This is a genomic window from Ramlibacter sp. (assembly GCF_029866045.1).
Lineage (GTDB): Bacteria > Pseudomonadota > Gammaproteobacteria > Burkholderiales > Burkholderiaceae_C > Ramlibacter.
This window is the reverse complement of record NZ_JARXAB010000091.1, coordinates 1-18,006: the sequence shown is the minus strand read 5'-3', so window position 1 is coordinate 18,006 and position 18,006 is coordinate 1. Positions and strand designations below refer to the sequence as shown.

Here is an 18,006-nt window from a genome sequence, read left to right as displayed (position 1 = left end):
GCGTTTTCGGGGGGGTGTCAGAAGGGCCAGAACTTGAGCGCGGCACGGGTGCCCAAAGGGGCACGGGTAGCTGAACCCAGTTCACCGCCGCCCTGGTAGACGAAATTGGCGTTGGCCAGGCGGCGCGACTGCACCGTGTTGTTCGGCGCCACGTCATCAGGCCGGACAATCCCACTGACCTGGATCATTTCGCTGCCTTGGGTCAGGGACAGGCGCTTTTCGCCGCGCACGATCAGGTTGCCGTTGGGCTGAACCTCGACCACGGTGACCGTCACCGAGCCGGTGAGGCTGGCGCTCTGGTCCGCCGAGCCTTCCCCCTTGCTCTCGATATTGGCCTGGTTCAGGTTGACGCCGGTCAGGGTCTTGCTGAGTGCGGGCAGACGGCTGGTGAGGCCCGGGGGCACCACATCATTGTTCGAGACGCGGCTGACGTTGGCGGTGGCTGCACGGTTGGCCTGGGTCGATTCATTGAGGATGACGGTGATCACATCGCCAGGGCCAAAGCGACGAGCCTTGCCCACCAAGGTCGAACCCGTGCCGGCGCGGTAGATGGCGCCGGTGGCCGCAGGCGGCGACTGGTCCTGGGCGACTGGCGGAACGGGCGCGTGGCTCTCGTCCCGAGGGGGCAGGTCGTCCATCGTGGCGCAGCCGGCCAGCAGCAGGCCAGCACACAGTGCGAACACGGCGCTGATCTGGCGGCGGGCGCGGGGAAAAGTGACATGCATGGCCAGGCCTCAGAGGTTGTTGTTGAGGAACTTCAGCATGCCGTCGACAGCCGAGATCGCCTTGGAGTTGATCTCGTAGGCGCGCTGGGTCTCGATCATGTTGACCATCTCCTCGACCACGTTGACGTTGGAGGCTTCGACCGCGCCCTGGGCGAGGGTGCCTGCGCCACCCGCACCGGGATTGACAGGCTGCGGCGCGCCGCTGGCCGGGGTTTCCCGCAGCAGGTTCTGACCCATGGCCTGCAATCCGGCGGGGTTGTTGAAGCGAGCAATGGTGAGCTGGGCGATCTGCTGGGCCCCACCGGTCGTGAGTTCAACCGATACGATGCCGTCCTGGCTGACAGTGATGGAGGCTGCGTTCTGTGGAATTTGAACGACCGGGAACACCGGCTGACCGGTGGCGGTGACCAACTGCCCCGTGGCGGACTTCTTGAAGGCGCCGTCACGGGTGTAGGCAATAGAGTTGTCGGCCTGGGTGACCTGGAAGAAGCCCTCCCCCTGAATGGCCAGGTCCAGCGCGCCCTTGGTTTGCACGAGGCTGCCTTGCACATGGGTCTTTTCGGTGGCGACCAGGCGAACGCCGGTACCCAGCATCAGGCCGGTGGGCGCCTGGGCGTTGGCCGAAAGCTGGGCGCCCGGCTGGCGCACGTTCTGATAGAGCATGTCCTCGAAGGTCGCTCGGTCGCGCTTGAAGCCAGTGGTGTTGACGTTGGCCAGGTTGTTCGAAATGACCGCCATACGCGTCTGCTGCGCGTCCAGGCCGGTCTTGGCAATCCACATTGAGGCGTCCATGTCGGGCTCCTGTTTCTATCTGTCGTTACTGTCGTGACGGCGACCGCTCACGCGGGCTTCATCAAGGTGGCGCTGCTCTCGTCCAGATCCTTGGCCTGCTTGATGGCGCGGATCTGGGCTTCGAAGCTGCGGGCTTGGTCAATCATTCGGGTCATGCCATAGACGGCATTGACGTTGCTGCCCTCGAGCGAGTTCGAGGTGATCTGAATGGCGTCGGGACCCGTGGGAAAGTCGCTGCCGAGCGGCAAGCCCTGGGGCGCGAACAGACCATCGGGACGGCGCACCAGCGGCTGCTTGCTGGCATCCCGCAGCAGCAGCTGGCCCACCGGCACGCCGACTGCGGCAGGCTGGTTCGGATCGCGCGCAAACACGGTGCCGTCGCGGTTGACCTGCACCACGAAGCCGGGGGGAACCACCAAAGGACCGCCGGCAGTGCCGCGCAGAGCGTGGCCCTGACCGTTTTCCAGCACGCCGCGGGCGTTGACCTTCAGGTCACCGCGCCGGGTGAATGCCAACTTGCCGTCGGGCGCTTCTACACCCATCACCGACGCACCGCTGAGGGAGATGTCCATCGGGCGGTTGGTGGCAATGATCGGGCCGGGCTCCAGGTCAATCACGTCGCGCGCGATCACCTGCGTCTGGTAGCGGGAGTCGAAGCCCTCGCCCTCGACCTTGATGGTGCGCATGGCCATGTCGAAGCTGCGCTTGAATCCGGCGGTCGACACGTTGGCCAGCTCGTTGACCAGGCCCTGGCGGGCAATGGCCGACTCGGCGATCGCCGAGTGCGAGGTGAAGATGAGGCGGTCCATGGCAGTGTGACGTGACGGGAGTCAGCGCGGTTGAAGTGCTTACGAGCGCAGGTTGATGATGGCCTGGGTCATGGTCGAGGAGGTCTCGATCGCCTTGGCGTTGGCCTGGAAGTTACGTTGCGCGGTGATCAGATCGACCAGTTCCTGGGTCAGGTCCACGTTGGCGCGCTCGGTGGCACCGGCGCGAATCGAGCCGAAGCCAGCCGATCCCGCCTCGCCGATCCTCGGCGTGCCCGAGGTCGAGGAAGCGAGGTAGGCCGCGTCACCAATCTGGCGCAAGCCGGTTGGCGACGAGAAGTTGGCGACCGCAATCTTGCCCAGCGAGGCCTGGGAGCCGTTGGAATAGGTCGCCGACACCAGGCCGTCCACCCCGATGTCCAGGCCCATCAGTTCACCCTCGGGGGCGCCGTCCTGCGCTTGCGAGAGCACCGCGAAGGGGCTGGAGTACTGGGTCGACTGGGTGAAGTCGATCGACATGGTCAGAGCACCCTGCCCGCCCTCCAGGAAGGCAGTTTCGAATTGCATCGGGTCCAGCGGCGAGGTGGGCTTGCCGGTCAGGTCGAACGACAGCTCGCCGCGGTCCAGGAAAATCGGCCACCACTGAGTCTTGGTCGACAAGCCGGTGGGGGATTCAGTCTGCCCGCCGTTCTTCACGTACTGCAGGGCACCGTTTTCGGTGTACTGCTTGAGGGCGGTCCATTCAGTGGTGCCGCCAGTGGCCATCTTGGTATCGGCCAGGCCCCAGTCGGCGTTGCTACCAGTGACCTGGATGGTGGAGGTCTCGCCGGTGGTCCCGGTCTGGAATTTCAGCCGCTTGGCAATCGGGTCCCAGCCGACGGTGACACCCGCCACCTTGCGACCTGTCTCTTCGTCCACCAGCTTGTTGATCTCGGTTTCCATGTTCTCGGCGACCTGATCCATGGTGAAGGAGCCGGTCGTCAAAGTGATAGAGCCGGTGATGCCATCCACCGCCACCTGCAATTGCTTGTTGCCCGAGGCCACCTGCACGTTCTTGGTGGTGTCAATCGTCATCGCCGAGCCCAGCAGGATTGCCGGCTGGCTGGGCTGGCCTCGCAGGGCGGTCGTGGTCGAGGGATTGATCGTCAGTACCGACGAAATATTGGCAGCGTCGAATCCCATCAGGTTCTTCGCGTTGTCGTTCGCGTTGGCAATCTGGATGCTGGAGGTGTCGCCGGTGGTGCCCGAGGCCACCCTGAACTGCCTGGCGTCCGGGTCGAAATTCACCGTCACGCCATAACGCCGATCGGTCGACGTACTCAGGGTACCCAGCTGGTTATTGATTTCTACTTCCAGCGTTTTTGCCAGCGTGTCCGGATCGGTGTCAGCGGCTTTGAGGTCGTAGCTGATCGTCTGCGGCGCGCTGGCGCCATCGACCGTGAGGGCGAAGCTGATCGTAGACGCCACAACTGGGGGCGTCGCCAAGGGGTCGGAGCCGAAGTTCAGGCCTTTGAGCGCGTTGTCCTTGAAGTAGGTCTCCGTCAACGGTGCACCCAGCGCGGTCGCGGCCGAAGACGGCCGTGTGTCGTTTTGCTGGTCGAGCGTGTACATCTCGGTCGTGCCCGTGCCGGGAATCACACGCGGATCGGTCTTGGGCAAGACCTCACCATACTTGTTCACATAAAGCGGCGCGCCCGAGGCATTGCTGGCCTGCTGCAGTGCCGGCTTGACCTGACGGTCGCCGACGAAGAAGTAGGTCTGCCACTTGGCAAAAGGGCTGTCGATGCGGGCGGCCTGGGTCTTGACGTAGTAGACGGTGGCCAGGTAGCCGTTGCCACCGGAGTCATACACCGTAAGCGCGGTGGACTTGTTGTAGGTCGCCGGGCTGGTGCGGTCGAACTTCAGGTCGATCGGTGTGGACTCGGCCGGCAGGTTCAGGCCCAACTGGATCTCGGTGGTTTCCTGTGCCTGACCCGAGGTCTTGGGCGGAATCACCAAAGGGTCTAGGTTGTTCAAGTCGGCCTTGCCAGACGAGTCCACCGACGCAGCCAGCAGCCGCTGCCCGGTGGAGTTGACCACGTTGTTCTGGTCGTTGAGGGTGAACGAGCCGTTGCGGGTGTAGATCTGCTGCAGGTTGTCGGCAGACAAGAGCGGAAAGAAGCCGTCGCCGGTGATCGCGAGGTCTAGCGAGTTGCCCGAGGTCGAAACGTTACCCTGGCTGAACTCCTGGCTCACCTGCTTGAGGGACACGCCCTGGCCGATGTTGGACGAAGACTTCTGCAAGGGCGAGGTGGCGAAGATGTCGCCGAAGTCGGCCCGCGAGCGCTTGAAGCCCGAGGTGCCCACGTTGGCGATGTTGTTCGAGGTCACGGACAGCTGGGCGGTTGCCGAGTTGAGGCCGGTCAGCGAGGTATAGAAGGACATGTCGTCTTGCTCCTGGGAAATTCCGTGTTTACTGGCCAATGCGCGAGACTTTGGACAGCGGGATCGTTTTGCCGCCATCGACCTGCAGCTGGACGTCGCCGGTAGCGCCGTTGGTCTGCACCGAGCGCACGGTGGCCATGGTCTGCACAGTGACGTTCTGCGTTTTGCCCGCCACCACCGCCGAGGCGGTGAAGCTGTAGCTGCCACCGGGGGCCGGCGCGCCGCTGGGCAGCTTGCCGTCCCAGACAAAGTCCAGGTTGCCCGGCGTCTGCGCGCCGGCGATGAGTTCCTGCACCACGGTGCCGCCACTGTCGCGGACCTGGACGCGCACGCCCGAGGCGCCGTCGGGCAAATTGATGGTGGCGTTGACCTTGCCGCCCGCGACCAGGCTGGCCGAAGCGTCGGCGACAGGCACCTGCTTGCCGATCAGCGAAGCGCCGCTGAGCATGCGCTCGGCCGACATGGTCGACACAAAGCTGTTCAGCGAGGTCTGCATATTGGTGAGTGCCTCCAGCTGCGAGAACTGGGCGAGCTGGGCCACAAAGGCTTCGTTCTTCACCGGCTCCAGCGGGTTCTGGTTCTTCAGCTGCGCGGTGAACAGGGTGAGAAAGTCCTGCTTGCCCATCTCCTCCTTGCCCTTGGCGGAGGAGGTGACTTTTTTGTCCTCGTAGCTGGTCACGCCCAGCAACTGGGCGGCGCTCTTGTCGGTGGCGGAGGCAACGGCCATGGTGCTTGTCTCAGGGTTTCGAAAATGGGGATCAGGCCTTGGTGATTTCCAAGGTGCGCGAGAGCAGCTGGCGCGCCGTGTTGATCACTTCAACGTTGTTCTGGTAAGAGCGGGAGGCGGCCATCATTTCGACCATCTCGGTCACTTCGCTCACGTTCGACTGGAAGACGTAGCCTTCCTTGTTGGCCAGGGGGTTGCCCGGCTGGAAGACCATGCGGGCAGGAGCCGGGTCCACGGACATCCGTTCGATGAACACGCCACCCACGAAGGGCGAGCCCGCTTGGGTGTACTGCTCGTCCACCAGCGCCTTGAATACCGCGCGTTTGGCGCGAAAGGCCTCGGCATCGGTGCCAGCCACGGTGCTGGCGTTGGCCAGGTTGGAGGCGGTGGCGTTCAGGCGGGTCAGCTGCGCGTTGATCGCGGAGCCGGCTACGCCGATGATGTTGTCAAAAGAAGCCATGAATCAGGTTCTCCTTATTCGCCGCGCAGTGCCTTGCGCACGCCGGAAATACGGCTTTCAAGGAAGTTCAGCGTGGTCTGGTACTGGGCGGCGGCCTTACCGTACTGGGCCTGCTCAATACTGCTTTCCACCGTGTTGCCGTCCACCGCGGTGTTGAAGGGCACGCGGTAGAGCGTCCCGTCCGGATTGGCAACCTCGCCCACTTCGTAGTGCGCGCCTCGGGTGGCGGTCATGGCGGCAGGCTGGTTGTTGGTGTCCGCCAGTACCTGGCGAAAGTCGATGTCGCGCGCCTTGAAGTTCGGCGTATCGGCGTTGGCCAAGTTTTGCGCGAGCAACTCAAGCCGCTTGGTGCGGACCGCGAGGGCCTGCCCGTGGATGCCCAGGGCTCCGTCCAAAATCTTCATACGCGCTCCTTTCAATCCAGTGGCAGGTTTGACAACACGCCAGATTCCCGACACGAAGGCCTCAAGGAATCCAGCACTCGTCCGATTTGTGCAAAAGGCGTGCCATGGGCCTGCAGGCCGTGATCAGGGCTTTTCGACGGTGTTGGCGGCAATGATTTGCCGCTGCGACGGCCAGTTGCTGCCGGTGGCCGTGGCATTGACGCGATCGGAAACCGCGGAGACTTGCTGCGACAGCTGCGAGCTGATTTGCGTGGCGGCCGTGGGCAGGCGGTCCTGTGCATAGCGCATCAGCCCCTGGGTGATGGAGCGGCGGGTGATCGGCGCGTCGCGCTGACCGCCCTCGTACAGCACGCGGGCCTGATTGCCCTGAATCGGGAGGGGCGCGTCGGAGGCGCGCAGGCTGCGAGCTGCGGGAGTGAGCACCGACAGGTAGAGATCGTCCAGCCCCATCGTCCGGGCGCCGCTGCGCGGCATGCCCACGTCCTGGAAGTAGCGGTCCACCAGGTCGAGCTGCTGGACCACACTCATCTTGGCGATTTCCTGCGCATTGTTGGCGAAGCCCACGCTGGCAGCGCCGCGGCCGGGTCCGCCGCAGAACTGGATGATCCCGTGACAGCGGCCGTTGCTGGCGCTGGGGTTCATGCCGTCGCTCTCGATCAGCACGACACGGGCGAAATCATCCGGGTCGAAACCATACTCGCGGGCCATGCGACCCACCTTCTCGCGCACCTGGTCCACATCCGCGGCAGGAATGAAACCGCGCTCGACTGCGCGGGAGAGCGTGCGCTCGAACACCGGGACAGTTGCCTGCCGGTTGGCCAGGACCTGGGCGGCCGAAGGCGCTGCAGGACCACGGGCGCCCACGCTGACCGAGGCTGTCGCAGCCGGAGACCGTGACGGAGTTCCGACGGCAGGAGCGGCCATCGTCTCGCCTTTGGCCAGTTCGGAACCCAAGGGCAGCGCGTCCATACGTAAAGACTGGCCGGGTTGGATACGCGCCGCGTCGGCAATCCCGTTGCCGCGCGCCACGCTCAGGGCCATTCGAAAGGCCTGGCGGTCGTCGACGTTGACACCCTGACTCTTGTAGTGGGCCTTGACCAGGCCAACAAGCGTGTCGCCACGGCGTACGGTGACTGTGGCCGGGGTAACGGCGGAGGGCAGTGGGAGGTCCATGTCGGCAGGCTCCTGATCGGTGTTGGGGACCTGCCCGAGCCGCGGCAGTCGCGGTAACGGGCTGGCCCTGTTCTTGCAATTTCCGGGTATCACGACGGGTGCGTCGAAAAACCCACACCCCTCAGGAGTTGCAAATGCCGTGCCTTGACTTTCTACTGCGAACCGACACCCCCGCCACCGGAACACCGGCAGGGGTGCGCCCTGCCCCGCCCATCGGAGGAGCCTTTTGGACCCACCAGACCGCGCTCGGCGTGCTGGGGCTGGCCTGCGCGCTGGCTGCCAGCGCCAACCCGGCCCCGATCGGCGCGGTGGAGCCGGAAGTGGTCCAGCGCGCGCGCGCCTGGGTGGCCAGCATCCATCAGGTCAGCGCGTCGGCAGTGCAGGTCCAGCCCCTGGATCCACGGCTGCTGGTCGCCGGGTGCGCGGCCGGATGGGCCTTCGACAAACCCTTCCCGCAGAACGACGGTGTGGTCCGGGCACGCTGCCAGGACACCCAATGGTCACTTTTCCTGAGCGTGTCCCTGCCCCGGGGTGCCGCCGCTGCAAGGCCCACCCCTGTCTTTCCCGGCAGCCCCAACCCGGTTCCGCCGGCGATGGCAAACGGTCTGCCTGCCGTCCCGGCGCCTGCCCCTGTGAGTGCCCGGCCTGGCGCCTTCCCCGCACCGGTCCCCGCCACCTTCCCGACCACCACCTGGATGCCCGGTGCCATCGCGCCGACAGCCGCCCCGCCCACACCCCTGGCCGTTCGGCGTGGCAACACCGTGCTCACCACCTGGGCGCCAACGCCCGGACTGGCGGTGACGGCCCGGCTCGAGTCGCTCGACGATGGTCGGCTGGGCGACACCATCCGGCTGCGAAACAGGGATTCGGGGCGCGTTGTGAGCGCCCAGATCAGCGGTCAGAACCAGGCGGTCGGCCAATGAAAAAAATCTGCGTCTGGCCCTCTCAAGTTTTTTCCGCCACCGTCGACTCCAGTGACAAGCCGTGCTCGGCGTGCACTCCGAGCGGGAAAGGTAGCACTTTATGACGAATTCGATTTCATCCTGGGATGCCAACAAGGCGGCCGCTGACGCGGTGGAGCGCAAGCGCGCGGCGGATCGCGTGTCCAGCGGACTGAAATCCGTGGACGCCGCGGCGACCGAAGCGCCCGCCAAGCCGGTTGCGCCGGCCGCCGACCAGCTTCAACTCAGCGCGGTAGCGCTGCAGGCCAGCCGCGAGCCTGAGTTCGACCGCTCCAAGTTCGAAGCGATCAAGCAGGCCGTGGCCCAGGGCGAGTATGTGGTGGACCACCGCAAGGCGGCCGAGGCCTTCCTCAACCTCGAACAGTTGATCAAAGACTGAGTCGAGCCGCATGCCGTTCCTCCCAAGCTCCCAGCCGTTTGGCCAGGCTTTCGGCCGATCGCTCGGCCAGCCCCTCGTACCGTTGCACCCGGCGGCGCCTCTGTTGCCGGCGGACGCCGAAACGACATCGGTACCCCTCGGCGAGCCCGACCTGGTTGCCGCCCGTGCCCAGGTCGAGGCGCTCGACGGCCTGCTCGAGGACGAGTTCCAGGCCCTGCGCGAGCAAAAATTCGAGCGCCTAGAGAAGATGCAGGCGGACAAGGTTGCCCTGCTGGAGTCCCTGCAGGCCACTGCAAACCAGGTTGCCGCCCTCCCCGCCCGCCCAGCGCAGTGGGGGAGCATCACCGAGGCCCTGACCCTCAGCCGCGAAGCGTTCAGGCGCAACGAGCGCCTGGTCACCCGCCAGATGTCGGTGGTGAGCGACGCCCTACGTGCACTGCGGGCGGCCGACCCCACCGCCTCCGTCGATCTTTACGATCGCCTTGGTCAGATGAGTCGTCGCGGCGGACGGCGCCTGTACAGCGAAGCCTGAGCCCTTGCGCCGACGCGCGCTCGCCAGGCTCTTTCTTCTGGCCTTCCGGCCCTCCTCTGACCCCTCGGGACTCCATCAGCGCAGCGGAAAACCGCCGCGCTTCTCGTCCCCCGGCTGCATACCCTTGAGCCAATACACCCAGGACAGCACCACTGCCACTGCGGTGTAGGCCTCGGTCGGGATTTCCTGGTCGATGTCCACCCGTGAGAGCAAGGCAAGCAGCGCCGGATCCTGGGCCACATGCACGCCCTGCCGCTGGGCCTCTGCGATGATGCGCTCGGCCACCTCACCTTGGCCGCGAGCGGTCACGACTGGGGTGGTGCGCTCGCCGTAGGCCAAGGCCACGGCCTCGCGCCAGGGGTGGGATCCGCGTCGCATGGCTGTTCTCTCCCCTCAGGCCTGCAGATCGACCAGGCGGCCGCTGCCCAGGTCCAGCGGTGCGTCCGCCTCCAGCGCCGGCCGGCGTCCGTGGATCACCTGCAGGCCGGTCATGCGAAGACCCGCCTGCCCCAGCCAAGCGGCGAGGTTCCCGCTGCCGGCTCGCGCACGGGCGACCAGATCGGCCTGCTCGGCCCACATCACCAGATCCACCGAGGTGCCTTCACTGATGCGGGTGCGCATCCAGACCTGACCGAAGCGGCTACTGTCGGTGTGCAGTTCCACCACCCAGGGCGCACGCCGGCCGTCGGCGGCTGCCTGGCGGGCTTGCGACCACCGCACCTCCACTGGCTCGGCATCGGCAAAGGGCAGCAACATGGACAGGGCAACATCGCGCCCTTCGTTACCCGCCAGCGCGGACTGCAGCTGGCGCGACTCCAGGTCATCGAGCGCATCGCGCAGCAGCGCCTGGGAGGACGACTGTGCCGAGGGCGAGGCCTCGAGCAAGCTGAGCAGCAAGGACTTGAGCCCGACCTCGGCGGGCTCGCCACGGGCGAGGGCACCCTCCGGACCGACAGCCACCTGCCGCACCAGCTTGCGCAGCCCTTCAGGGGTGAGGGCGCCCATTTGCGGCCAGGCGCCGACCGCACGCGCAACCTGCGCGCCCAGGTCGGAGCTGACCACCGCTTGCGCGAAGGCGAGCAAGGCGCCTGGCTGCAACAACTTGTCGAGCGCGGGGGCCGCCACCGGGCGCAGCGCCAATTGCTCGGCGCGACCGGCGGTGCCTCCGGGGACGGGTGCCGACAGGGCTTCTGAGTCTCCCAACCCGGTCGAGGGCGAGCCGCTCAGCGGGCTCAGGGTGGCGCGGCCGCGAGGGTCGAGGCTCACCAGCCACCCGAGCCGGTCACCGGCAGCGATCCGCAGCTGCGGTGGCAAGGCAATCGCCTGCCCCTGAAGCAGCAACATCACCAGCCCATCCCTCACCTCCACGGTGGGCCGAACGACCTGACCGTCTCGCAGACCCAGGGCCTGCGCCATCGGCGTGTCGAGCACGGGCAGACGGCCCTCCAGATGAATCACCGGCACGCGACCGGTGAACTGGACCGAGTCAGCGCTCGGGATGACCATGAATGTCTTGCCCTGCTGTCCCGGGCGATCAGCCCGGGAAGCGGACCCAGCCGCGATGGTCGGGCCGAGGTGGCGGGGGCGGGGACGGAGGGGTGGCTGCCGCACTGGACGGAGGCGCCGCGGCCACGACAGGCGCCGGATCCGGCGCACTGGTGACTGCGGGCTTGGTGCGACCCGCCAGAGCCGCAGCCCGCTCGGGTCCGAGTGACCGAAGCAGATGCCGGCGCAGGTCGGCGGCGGAGGGGACCTGGACTTTCGTGCCATTGGGCAGGCGCTGAATATTGCCGTTTGGATAGAGGCGCGGGTTGGCCTCCACAAAGGCGGCGCGCAGCAGGTTTTCCTTGAAGGGCGTGTTGCCCAGAGTCCGGCGGATGATCACATCGAGGGTCTCGCCGGCGCGCACGACGGTGGTCGTACGCGCATCGGCCGCAGGCTCACCTGGTTCGGCCTCCGCGGGCGCACCCAACAGCTGCTCGAGGGCGACCCGAGCCGCCGGAGAGGGAACCTCTGAAACCACCGCCGCACGGGTAGCCGAGCCAGGGCCCGCAGAGGGGGGAGCCGGCGCGGCGGCGCTCGGTGCAGCGGGAGCTGGGTCAGCGGCGTGCGCCGGCAAAGACAGGCACACACCGAGGGCTGCCAGGAGCAGCAGGCTGCCCCCCAATACGAAAACTGTCGGGTGATCAGTGCGGACGGACACAGTCATGAGAGGCACTCCGGTCGGGGATCTTTCAAAGCGGCAGGGCGACCCAGTCGTCGACAGCGGCACCGCCGGCTGCGGGGGGCAGACCGGCCAGCCAGCGCAGGGCGGTGCTGCCACCAGCTTCCACCTGCAACAAGGCAGTGGCGCGTACCGCACCGGGCTCGAGCAGCCGGCCACCCAGGTGCTGCCGACGAACGAGCAGCAACCGATCACCGGCCTGCAGGCCGTGTGAGCCCCCCTCCCGCAGACGCAGGCTGGTGCCCTGACCCTGGACAGCGAACCACATAGGGTCACACGCAGTTTCGCGATCCAGCGTGGCCACCCACTCGGCCATGCGTTCAGCCCACATCACGGCTGAGGCCTGCGGCCCAGGCAGGGCCAGCCGCAGCCGCTTGGGTGGCGCCAGATGCCCTTGGGGTAGCAGCTGCAGTTCAGCCTCCAGCTGGCCGCTGGCACGGGACATCAGGGAAACGCGTGCCACCCAATCAACAGTGTCGGCCTCACGCCCGATCAGCGCGCGCTCGTAGACGCTTGCCGCCTGGTAGGGGCGTGGGCGTAGCACCCAGCGGCGAGACTCCTGGCCAGCTGCCGTCAGCAGTGGCACAAGGGCTTGCGCAGTGCGTTCGGCCTGGGCTGTCAGCGGTCCTCCGAGTCCGGGGACCGCCAACACCTCCAGGTGCAGATTTTGGCGCCACCGGCCATTGCGGGCGAGGCACTGCGCGGGATCGGATTCGACGCGTCGCCCGACCCCAGTCGGCAGCGCCTCGAGGTCCACCTTCACGGTGGGCGCTGGCGGGCTTGGTGAGACAGGATCTTCCAGATAGGCCTGAACCCGCACTCCACGCACCCGGGCGTCGGAGGTGAACTGGCTCTCTTCATGCAGCCGGCCTTGGCTGTCTATCCAGCCGATGGACTGGACCCGGACCGGTGCCGATACCGCAGTCTCGACAAGTGCTCTGCGGATGGCGTCAAGCTCGCGTTCATGCACAGCCAACTCGGCGGCTGCAGGGCCAGAGGCCGGGGCGGCGGTCGGGGGCGTGTTGGCTACCGCCGACGGAGCCGGGGCCGCAACGGCCACCGGTTTGGCAGGCGCCTTTGCCGCCGGCTTGCGAGCCGGTGGCCGCGCGGTGCGGGACGCGGCCGCTGCGGGGGCTGCTGACGCGGCCGCTCGGGGCGCCGAGGCTGCACTTGCGGCGGACGTCTGGGCCGCGGCGGGCCAGGCACTCAGGCAGCTGACCACGACCAGCCAGCCGGGGGCCAGCTGGCGGGGGCTCATTTGCGCTTGGCGGCCAACTGGCCGAGGTAAAGGGTACGAAGATCAGCCACCACCTGCCTGTCCAAGGACAGGGTGGTTTCGTAGGAGTCCTCGCCTACCGGGGTGATGCTCACCAGAACAGCACCGTAGACCACGCCTTCAACGCGGGTGCGGAAACTGTCGTTCATCACCACCATGTCGGCGACCGTGGTGGACGCGTCCAAATGCTGGCCGAACACCTGCTCGGTGAGGGACCGGTAAGCGTCGAGCTTGGCGGCGCGGATCGCCATCAGGCGCTGTTGCGCCGGCAAGCGGTGGTTCTGCACGCTAATCACCGCATAGCCGGTGGCGGTGATGGTGTCGCGCTTCTCGACCATCGGCGCGATCATGCTGGACGCGGCTGGGTCGACCGGGGGCTTGGCTGCCGGAGTTGCCGCGGCCGTCGGAGTCGGTACGGGCTCGGTGACCGGCGGCAGCTTGACGGACGCGCATCCAGCAAGCAGGCCGGCGATAAGCCAGCAGGCCAACCGGACAGCTCGGGAAGTGCTGTGGATCATGGTGCGTTCCTCCACGTCGACTCAGTTGTAGGTCGGCACAGCAGACTTGGCCGGCATCAACCCCGGCAGGCTCGCCCAGGCATCGCGGATCTCGACCATGAGACCGCGGACCTCCTCCAGCGCCTGAAGGTCGTTGGCGGCATTGACATGAATGATGCGACGGGTGACGTAACCGTACAAATCGTCCAGGTTGCGAGCCAAATCTCCGCCCTGGTCGAAGTCCAGCGCGCCCTGCAGCCCGATGACGATGCGGCCGGCACGCATGAGGGAGTTGCCCTTCTCTGCGGTATTGCCGTGCTCGATGTGTCCGCGCGCCGCAGCCAGGCTCTCCATGAGACCATCGAACAGCATCAGGATCAGCCGGGTGCTGTCGGCCGTGGCCACGCCGGTGGCGACTTGAACGGCACCGTAACCATCAAAAGCGAGTTTGTGCAGGCGCATATTTGAATTCTCCATGGGGTGCGTTGATCGCACACGAGGGGAATCGGCGCCAAGCGGCCAGACTTGAGGGCCAGGACTAGGGCATCACCACCAAATGTCCCGCATGACTTGGGGAATCAGCCAATTCGGGGGCCGCAAACAGATGATCGCTCATGAGGTTGCGAAGGCCCCGCCCCCAAAAGTACTCACTCCCCCGGCGAAGAAACCGACTTTGCGGCTGCCACCGGGCTGTTAACAGCGCCAGCGGTGATCTGCAGGGCGTCGGCGTTGGGCGTCGCACCACCAGCGCCCTGGGCTGTCGGCTGGGGTGGCATCAGCAGCTGCGAGGCAGGCTGCCCTGGCTCAAGGGAGCATTGCACATGCAATTGATTGCAGACCTGGTCAAGGCGCTGAGCAAGCCCGGGCAAGGTATCGGGGTCGCCCACCGCGTAGCCCTGGCCGCAGCGGTAGATTTCAGCAACCGCCTCCGGCGGAAGCCAGGACTCGACCTGGGCCTTGGGGGTGCGCAAGGTGCGGACGTTAGTGGGAACCGCGTCGTAGGCCTTGGCCGCATCGCCGACACCCTCATTGAAGACCCAGTTGATGTGGTCGGCGAGCAGAAGGCGATAGCGCTTGCGAACCCCATCGAGCGTCAGTTCGTCCAGGCTACCTGTTGCGAGGCCTGTCACCGCATCCCAGAGCGCCTTGCCGGAGAGTCCGGCATAGGGACCGGTCGGCCGGGCCTGCGCGTCCTGCAGCTTGCGCATCAGGTCGTGGGCTTCGCGCTCCAGGATATTGAAGCGGTCGGCGAGATAAATCACCAAGGCGGCAAGTACAAGGATGACTAGCGTCATCAGACCCAAGAGCACGAAGGTGGTCATGGCGGTTCCGTTCGAAGGAAATCGGATCAGCCCGGCGGAGGGCAAGCTGAGGGCGCAGCGCCCTCAGGCCCTCGGACGGTCTGCGTCCTCGGAGGGTGCGCCCCCCTCACCCGCCTCCTCCGCGGCAGCATCTGCCGCCTCAGCAAGCTCTTCGCGGAGGAACTGGAGGGCAACAAATGGAGCGTTGAGCTTGAGCGCGTCGTAGCAAATGCGGTCGGCCAGACGCTGGGCCGCGTCGATCGCTTGCTGGGCGGTGAGCTCGGTCTTCTGGTAGAGCATGCCGATGGCGAAGGCCTCGTCGGCGTACTCGGGGGGCAGGTACACCAGCGCCTCGCCATTGGTGGACTTGATCTTCTGGAAAAGGGGGGCTTGCGGAGGCTCTGGCACCTCTTTGGCTTGCTGGATGGCCACGAGGACCGCGAGTTCGTGGGCCTCGGTCTGCTGGGCGCCGGCGACAAAGGTCTTGTCCAAGTGGGCACGGCACAACATGCTCATGCCCAGGCGCATGCTGCGGGCCTCATGCCCTTCGGACTCGAGGTTGGCGACCTTTTCATAGGCGGCCTTGGCGCGGGCGCGCTCGTCCTCTTCGGCAGGCTGCTTCTTGAAAATATCGAACAATGCCAAGGTGACTCCAACAGCCCGGGGCGCAGGGCCTCAGGCAGGTTTGCTCGGGGATGAGGCAGGCTCGAGCAGCGCACGCAACTTTTTGGCAATGGCACTGAGCAACTGGCTGACCCGTGATTCGCTCACCCCAAGTATCTCACCGATCTCTTTGAGGTTCAGATCCTCCACGTAGTAGAGGGAAATGATTAATTGCTCGCGTTCGGCCAGCCCTTGGATGGCCTCGGCCAGGGCGTCGAGCAGTTGCGCGCGCTCGACCTGCACCTCGGGCTGGTCAGCCCGACTGCCAGCAATGTTCATCACCTCCTCGGCGACTTCCTCGATCGAGTAGGTCTCGGTCCGCCAGGCCTGGCCCTGCTCCTTGTGGTACTCCTTGATGCCCTTACCCATGGAGGCGGCCACCTCACCCCGGGTGGGCATGCGACCGAGCTCTGACACCAGCTTGTGGGCGGCCGCGTTCTCGCTCTTGTTGAAAGCCATTGCCGAGCGGGTCAGGTCAGAGATCCGGCGGACCTCGTCCAGCATGGAGCCGCGCACCCGGCTGAGGGCGAAGTGCTCAAAGGGGATGCCGCGGCGCGGGTCGTAGCCGCGGGCGGCCTCGATCAGCCCCAGCATGCCCACTTGCACCAGTTCATCGACGTCCATCAGGGGCGGAATGCGGCCCTTGAGATGTATCGCCACCCGCTTGACCATGGCCATGTGCGAGAGCACCAGGGACTCCTGGCGCCCACGCGTGTCTTCGTAAAGGTCCATCACTGCCTCCATCGCTGCACCCTCACCCGGTGGCCTGCTGCGCGTGCAGCAGGCGTTCCATGAAGAACTGCAACCCGGCGCTGCCGGGCTCCGGCGCCGGGAGCTTTTCCAGCGCCTGCGCTAGCTTACGAAAATCGGCCGAGGCACGCGAGCCGGGGGCGAAGTCGACCACCGGCCGGTACTTGCGCTGGGCCTGCTGCACCAGTTCGTCGGCGCCGACGCAGCCAATGTATTTGACGTTGGTAGCCAAGAAGCGGATGGTCACGTCGTTGACGAAACTGGCCAGTTGCTGGCCATGGGCATCGCTCTGGACCGCGTTGGCCACGAGGTAAATTTCGCTGAGCTCCTGGTCCTGGGCCATGACCTTGATCAGGCCATAGGCATCGGCGATCGAGGCGGGCTGATCCTGCAGAACCACCAGCCGTTGCTGGCAGGCGGCCATGAAGGTGAGCACCGACGGTGATATGCCGGCGGCAACGTCAACGACCAGGTAATCGACCGGCTCGTCGAGCGGGTCAAAGGCATGAATGATGCTGGCAACCTGGCCCATGTCCAGGGCTGCCATGTCGCGCAAGCCCGAGGCGCCTGGCACCAATTGCACGCCGGGCGCAGCCGGCACGAGCAGTTCGGCCAAGGTCTTCTCGCCCGAGAGCAGGTGGCTGATGTTCCAGGGCGAGCGCACGCCCAATGCCACCTGGGCATTGGCCATGCCCAGGTCGGCGTCAAGCAGCAGTACCCGATGACCGCGCTGGCCCAGCGCAGCGGCCAGGTTGACGGCGACGGTGGTCTTGCCCACACCGCCCTTGCCAGAGGCAATGCCGATGACCCGGGGCGGCGTTCGTTGACTGGTTTTGCTCACAGAACCCCCTCGGCGCCGAACTCGGCGTGAAGTGTTGCCGCGGCGTGCGCCATGCGGTTGGAAGCGAGACCTGGCGCCCCCTGGCGCCCTCGCGCGAGTTGCACCACCTCCTCGGCCAGACGGTCGAAGGCGGTGCCGATCAGGCGGCTGGCATTAAAGGCGCGCGGCGAGGACTGCACATCACCAGTGTCGCTCATGTAGGACACGGGTGGCCGGCCCTCGCTGAGTGTCTGCAGCAAGGCCCAGGGCGAGGTGCTCTCGTCGACCTTACCGACCATCAGGCTTCGCCAGGTGGGCGCGCCCTGGGCGGTGCCTTCGACGAGGCTGCGCATCGCGCCAATGGAGGCGTCGGCAGGCATCAGAAGATGCAGGTGGATGCCCAGTTGCAGGTCTCGCAACTGGCGGGCCTGAACCAGGCAGTCCACGCCGGCGGTGTCGATGAAGACCAGGGCATGGCCAGCGAGCTCGTCCAAGAGCAGGCGCAAAGTGGCGACGTCGCCGGCGCGCAAGCATGCCACGCCGGCCTGCGAGGCCAGGACCCGGCTGTGGCTCCAGGCGCCAAAGCGCTGGTCATTGAAGGCGACGATGGCGACCTGCTGGCTGCCGGCGCGCAGGGCGGCGGCGCGGGCCAGCCGGGTGATCATGTGGGTTTTACCGGCGCCGCTGGGGCCGACGATGGCGTGCACACCGCGCTCGAGGCGCACAGCTGCCGGCGCAGACAAGGCGCTGGAGAGCAGGCCGCGCATCGCCTCGAGCGCCTCCTGCGGGTCGGCCGCCTCAGCGACTTCGGCGGCGGCGTCGACCATCAAAGCGCGCAGGCCAGCGGGCACGCCCTGCTCCTGCATCGCCTGCATGATCGGCGCCAAGGCCGGCGGCCAGTGACGGCCATCCTGCCAGGCCTGCACCTGGCGACTGAGGGCGAATTCCTTGCGCAGCGCAGCGATTTCCCTGCGAACCAGATCGACCACCTGGCGACCCGCAACGTCATCGGCCGACGCGCGTATGTCCGGGGTGACCGGGGCTGCGGGTGTAAAGCTGGCTGTTGACGCGGACACAGGCGCGGACGTGGCACCCGCAGGCCGGCCCGGGCGAGCGCTGGCAGCGGCACC

At 66.4% G+C, this 18,006-nt stretch carries 22 protein-coding genes; 3 read left to right on the top strand and 19 right to left on the bottom strand.

Translation table 11 applies throughout. From position 1 onward, the window contains the following. Window positions 1-17: 17 nt before the first annotated feature. The 8 genes from QE494_RS10355 to QE494_RS10320 form a co-directional block, all read right to left on the bottom strand. The gene (locus tag QE494_RS10355; protein ID WP_300043083.1) at window positions 18-725 is read right to left on the bottom strand and encodes a flagellar basal body L-ring protein FlgH; all 708 of its coding nucleotides are present in this window, start codon (window positions 723-725) and stop codon (window positions 18-20) included. A 9-nt stretch (window positions 726-734) separates the two neighbouring features. Beyond that, window positions 735-1,517 (bottom strand): flagellar basal-body rod protein FlgG, encoded by a 783-nt coding sequence (gene flgG, locus QE494_RS10350; RefSeq protein ID WP_300043080.1) that lies wholly within the window; start codon window positions 1,515-1,517, stop codon window positions 735-737. Window positions 1,518-1,564: 47 nt separating this feature from the next. Then, entirely contained in the window at window positions 1,565-2,326 is a 762-nt protein-coding gene (locus QE494_RS10345; RefSeq protein WP_300043078.1) for a flagellar basal body rod C-terminal domain-containing protein, read from the bottom strand. 39 nt (window positions 2,327-2,365) lie between these two features. Beyond that, window positions 2,366-4,708 carry a flagellar hook-basal body complex protein gene (locus tag QE494_RS10340; RefSeq protein ID WP_300043076.1) on the bottom strand — a complete coding sequence of 781 codons (2,343 nt, stop codon included), beginning with the start codon at window positions 4,706-4,708 and terminating at the stop codon, window positions 2,366-2,368. 28 nt (window positions 4,709-4,736) lie between these two features. Continuing rightward, window positions 4,737-5,435 carry a flagellar hook assembly protein FlgD gene (locus QE494_RS10335; RefSeq protein WP_300043074.1) on the bottom strand — a complete coding sequence of 233 codons (699 nt, stop codon included), beginning with the start codon at window positions 5,433-5,435 and terminating at the stop codon, window positions 4,737-4,739. Window positions 5,436-5,466: 31 nt separating this feature from the next. Next, entirely contained in the window at window positions 5,467-5,895 is a 429-nt protein-coding gene (flgC, locus tag QE494_RS10330; RefSeq protein ID WP_300043072.1) for a flagellar basal body rod protein FlgC, read from the bottom strand. Between the two features lie 14 nt (window positions 5,896-5,909). Next, entirely contained in the window at window positions 5,910-6,299 is a 390-nt protein-coding gene (gene flgB / locus QE494_RS10325) for a flagellar basal body rod protein FlgB (RefSeq protein WP_300043071.1), read from the bottom strand. A 123-nt stretch (window positions 6,300-6,422) separates the two neighbouring features. Beyond that, entirely contained in the window at window positions 6,423-7,472 is a 1,050-nt protein-coding gene (locus QE494_RS10320; protein ID WP_300043070.1) for a LysM domain-containing protein, read from the bottom strand. Between the two features lie 134 nt (window positions 7,473-7,606). Between QE494_RS10320 and QE494_RS10315 the strand changes: the two genes are divergently transcribed. The 3 genes from QE494_RS10315 (at window position 7,607) to QE494_RS10305 (ending at window position 9,345) form a co-directional block, all read left to right on the top strand. Then, window positions 7,607-8,395 (top strand): flagella basal body P-ring formation protein FlgA, encoded by a 789-nt coding sequence (locus QE494_RS10315; RefSeq protein WP_300043069.1) that lies wholly within the window; start codon window positions 7,607-7,609, stop codon window positions 8,393-8,395. A gap of 100 nt (window positions 8,396-8,495) precedes the next feature. Beyond that, window positions 8,496-8,813 carry a flagellar biosynthesis anti-sigma factor FlgM gene (locus QE494_RS10310; protein WP_300043067.1) on the top strand — a complete coding sequence of 106 codons (318 nt, stop codon included), beginning with the start codon at window positions 8,496-8,498 and terminating at the stop codon, window positions 8,811-8,813. A gap of 10 nt (window positions 8,814-8,823) precedes the next feature. Then, a complete protein-coding gene (locus QE494_RS10305; RefSeq protein WP_300043064.1) occupies window positions 8,824-9,345 on the top strand; it encodes a hypothetical protein in 522 nt (173 codons plus the stop codon). Between the two features lie 75 nt (window positions 9,346-9,420). On the opposite strand, the gene QE494_RS10300 is transcribed toward QE494_RS10305, so the two are convergent. The 11 genes from QE494_RS10300 to QE494_RS10250 all read right to left on the bottom strand — a co-directional run. After that, window positions 9,421-9,723 (bottom strand): EscU/YscU/HrcU family type III secretion system export apparatus switch protein, encoded by a 303-nt coding sequence (locus QE494_RS10300; RefSeq protein WP_300043062.1) that lies wholly within the window; start codon window positions 9,721-9,723, stop codon window positions 9,421-9,423. A 15-nt stretch (window positions 9,724-9,738) separates the two neighbouring features. Then, the gene (locus QE494_RS10295; RefSeq protein WP_300043060.1) at window positions 9,739-10,851 is read right to left on the bottom strand and encodes a hypothetical protein; all 1,113 of its coding nucleotides are present in this window, start codon (window positions 10,849-10,851) and stop codon (window positions 9,739-9,741) included. Between the two features lie 28 nt (window positions 10,852-10,879). Next, window positions 10,880-11,554: a hypothetical protein gene (locus QE494_RS10290; protein WP_300043057.1), complete on the bottom strand. Its 675-nt coding sequence runs from the start codon at window positions 11,552-11,554 to the stop codon at window positions 10,880-10,882. Between the two features lie 25 nt (window positions 11,555-11,579). Further along, window positions 11,580-12,827 carry a hypothetical protein gene (locus QE494_RS10285; protein ID WP_300043055.1) on the bottom strand — a complete coding sequence of 416 codons (1,248 nt, stop codon included), beginning with the start codon at window positions 12,825-12,827 and terminating at the stop codon, window positions 11,580-11,582. Then, window positions 12,824-13,363, bottom strand: a complete 540-nt coding sequence (locus tag QE494_RS10280; RefSeq protein WP_300043052.1) for an LPP20 family lipoprotein — start codon at window positions 13,361-13,363, stop codon at window positions 12,824-12,826. The genes QE494_RS10285 and QE494_RS10280 overlap by 4 nt, the downstream gene beginning before the upstream one ends. Window positions 13,364-13,384: 21 nt before the next feature. Further along, complete coding sequence (gene fliS / locus QE494_RS10275) at window positions 13,385-13,804, bottom strand: flagellar export chaperone FliS (RefSeq protein WP_300043049.1); 420 nt, start codon at window positions 13,802-13,804, stop codon at window positions 13,385-13,387. A 185-nt stretch (window positions 13,805-13,989) separates the two neighbouring features. After that, window positions 13,990-14,664: a hypothetical protein gene (locus QE494_RS10270; protein ID WP_300043046.1), complete on the bottom strand. Its 675-nt coding sequence runs from the start codon at window positions 14,662-14,664 to the stop codon at window positions 13,990-13,992. Between the two features lie 63 nt (window positions 14,665-14,727). Further along, window positions 14,728-15,288, bottom strand: a complete 561-nt coding sequence (locus tag QE494_RS10265; protein ID WP_300043042.1) for a hypothetical protein — start codon at window positions 15,286-15,288, stop codon at window positions 14,728-14,730. A 30-nt stretch (window positions 15,289-15,318) separates the two neighbouring features. Then, the gene (locus tag QE494_RS10260) at window positions 15,319-16,038 is read right to left on the bottom strand and encodes a sigma-70 family RNA polymerase sigma factor (protein WP_300043039.1); all 720 of its coding nucleotides are present in this window, start codon (window positions 16,036-16,038) and stop codon (window positions 15,319-15,321) included. Between the two features lie 22 nt (window positions 16,039-16,060). Further along, window positions 16,061-16,897, bottom strand: a complete 837-nt coding sequence (locus QE494_RS10255; protein ID WP_300043035.1) for a MinD/ParA family protein — start codon at window positions 16,895-16,897, stop codon at window positions 16,061-16,063. Beyond that, window positions 16,894-18,006: hypothetical protein (locus QE494_RS10250; RefSeq protein ID WP_300043032.1), on the bottom strand; the 1,113-nt coding region annotated here is incomplete at its 5' end. The genes QE494_RS10255 and QE494_RS10250, both read right to left, overlap by 4 nt.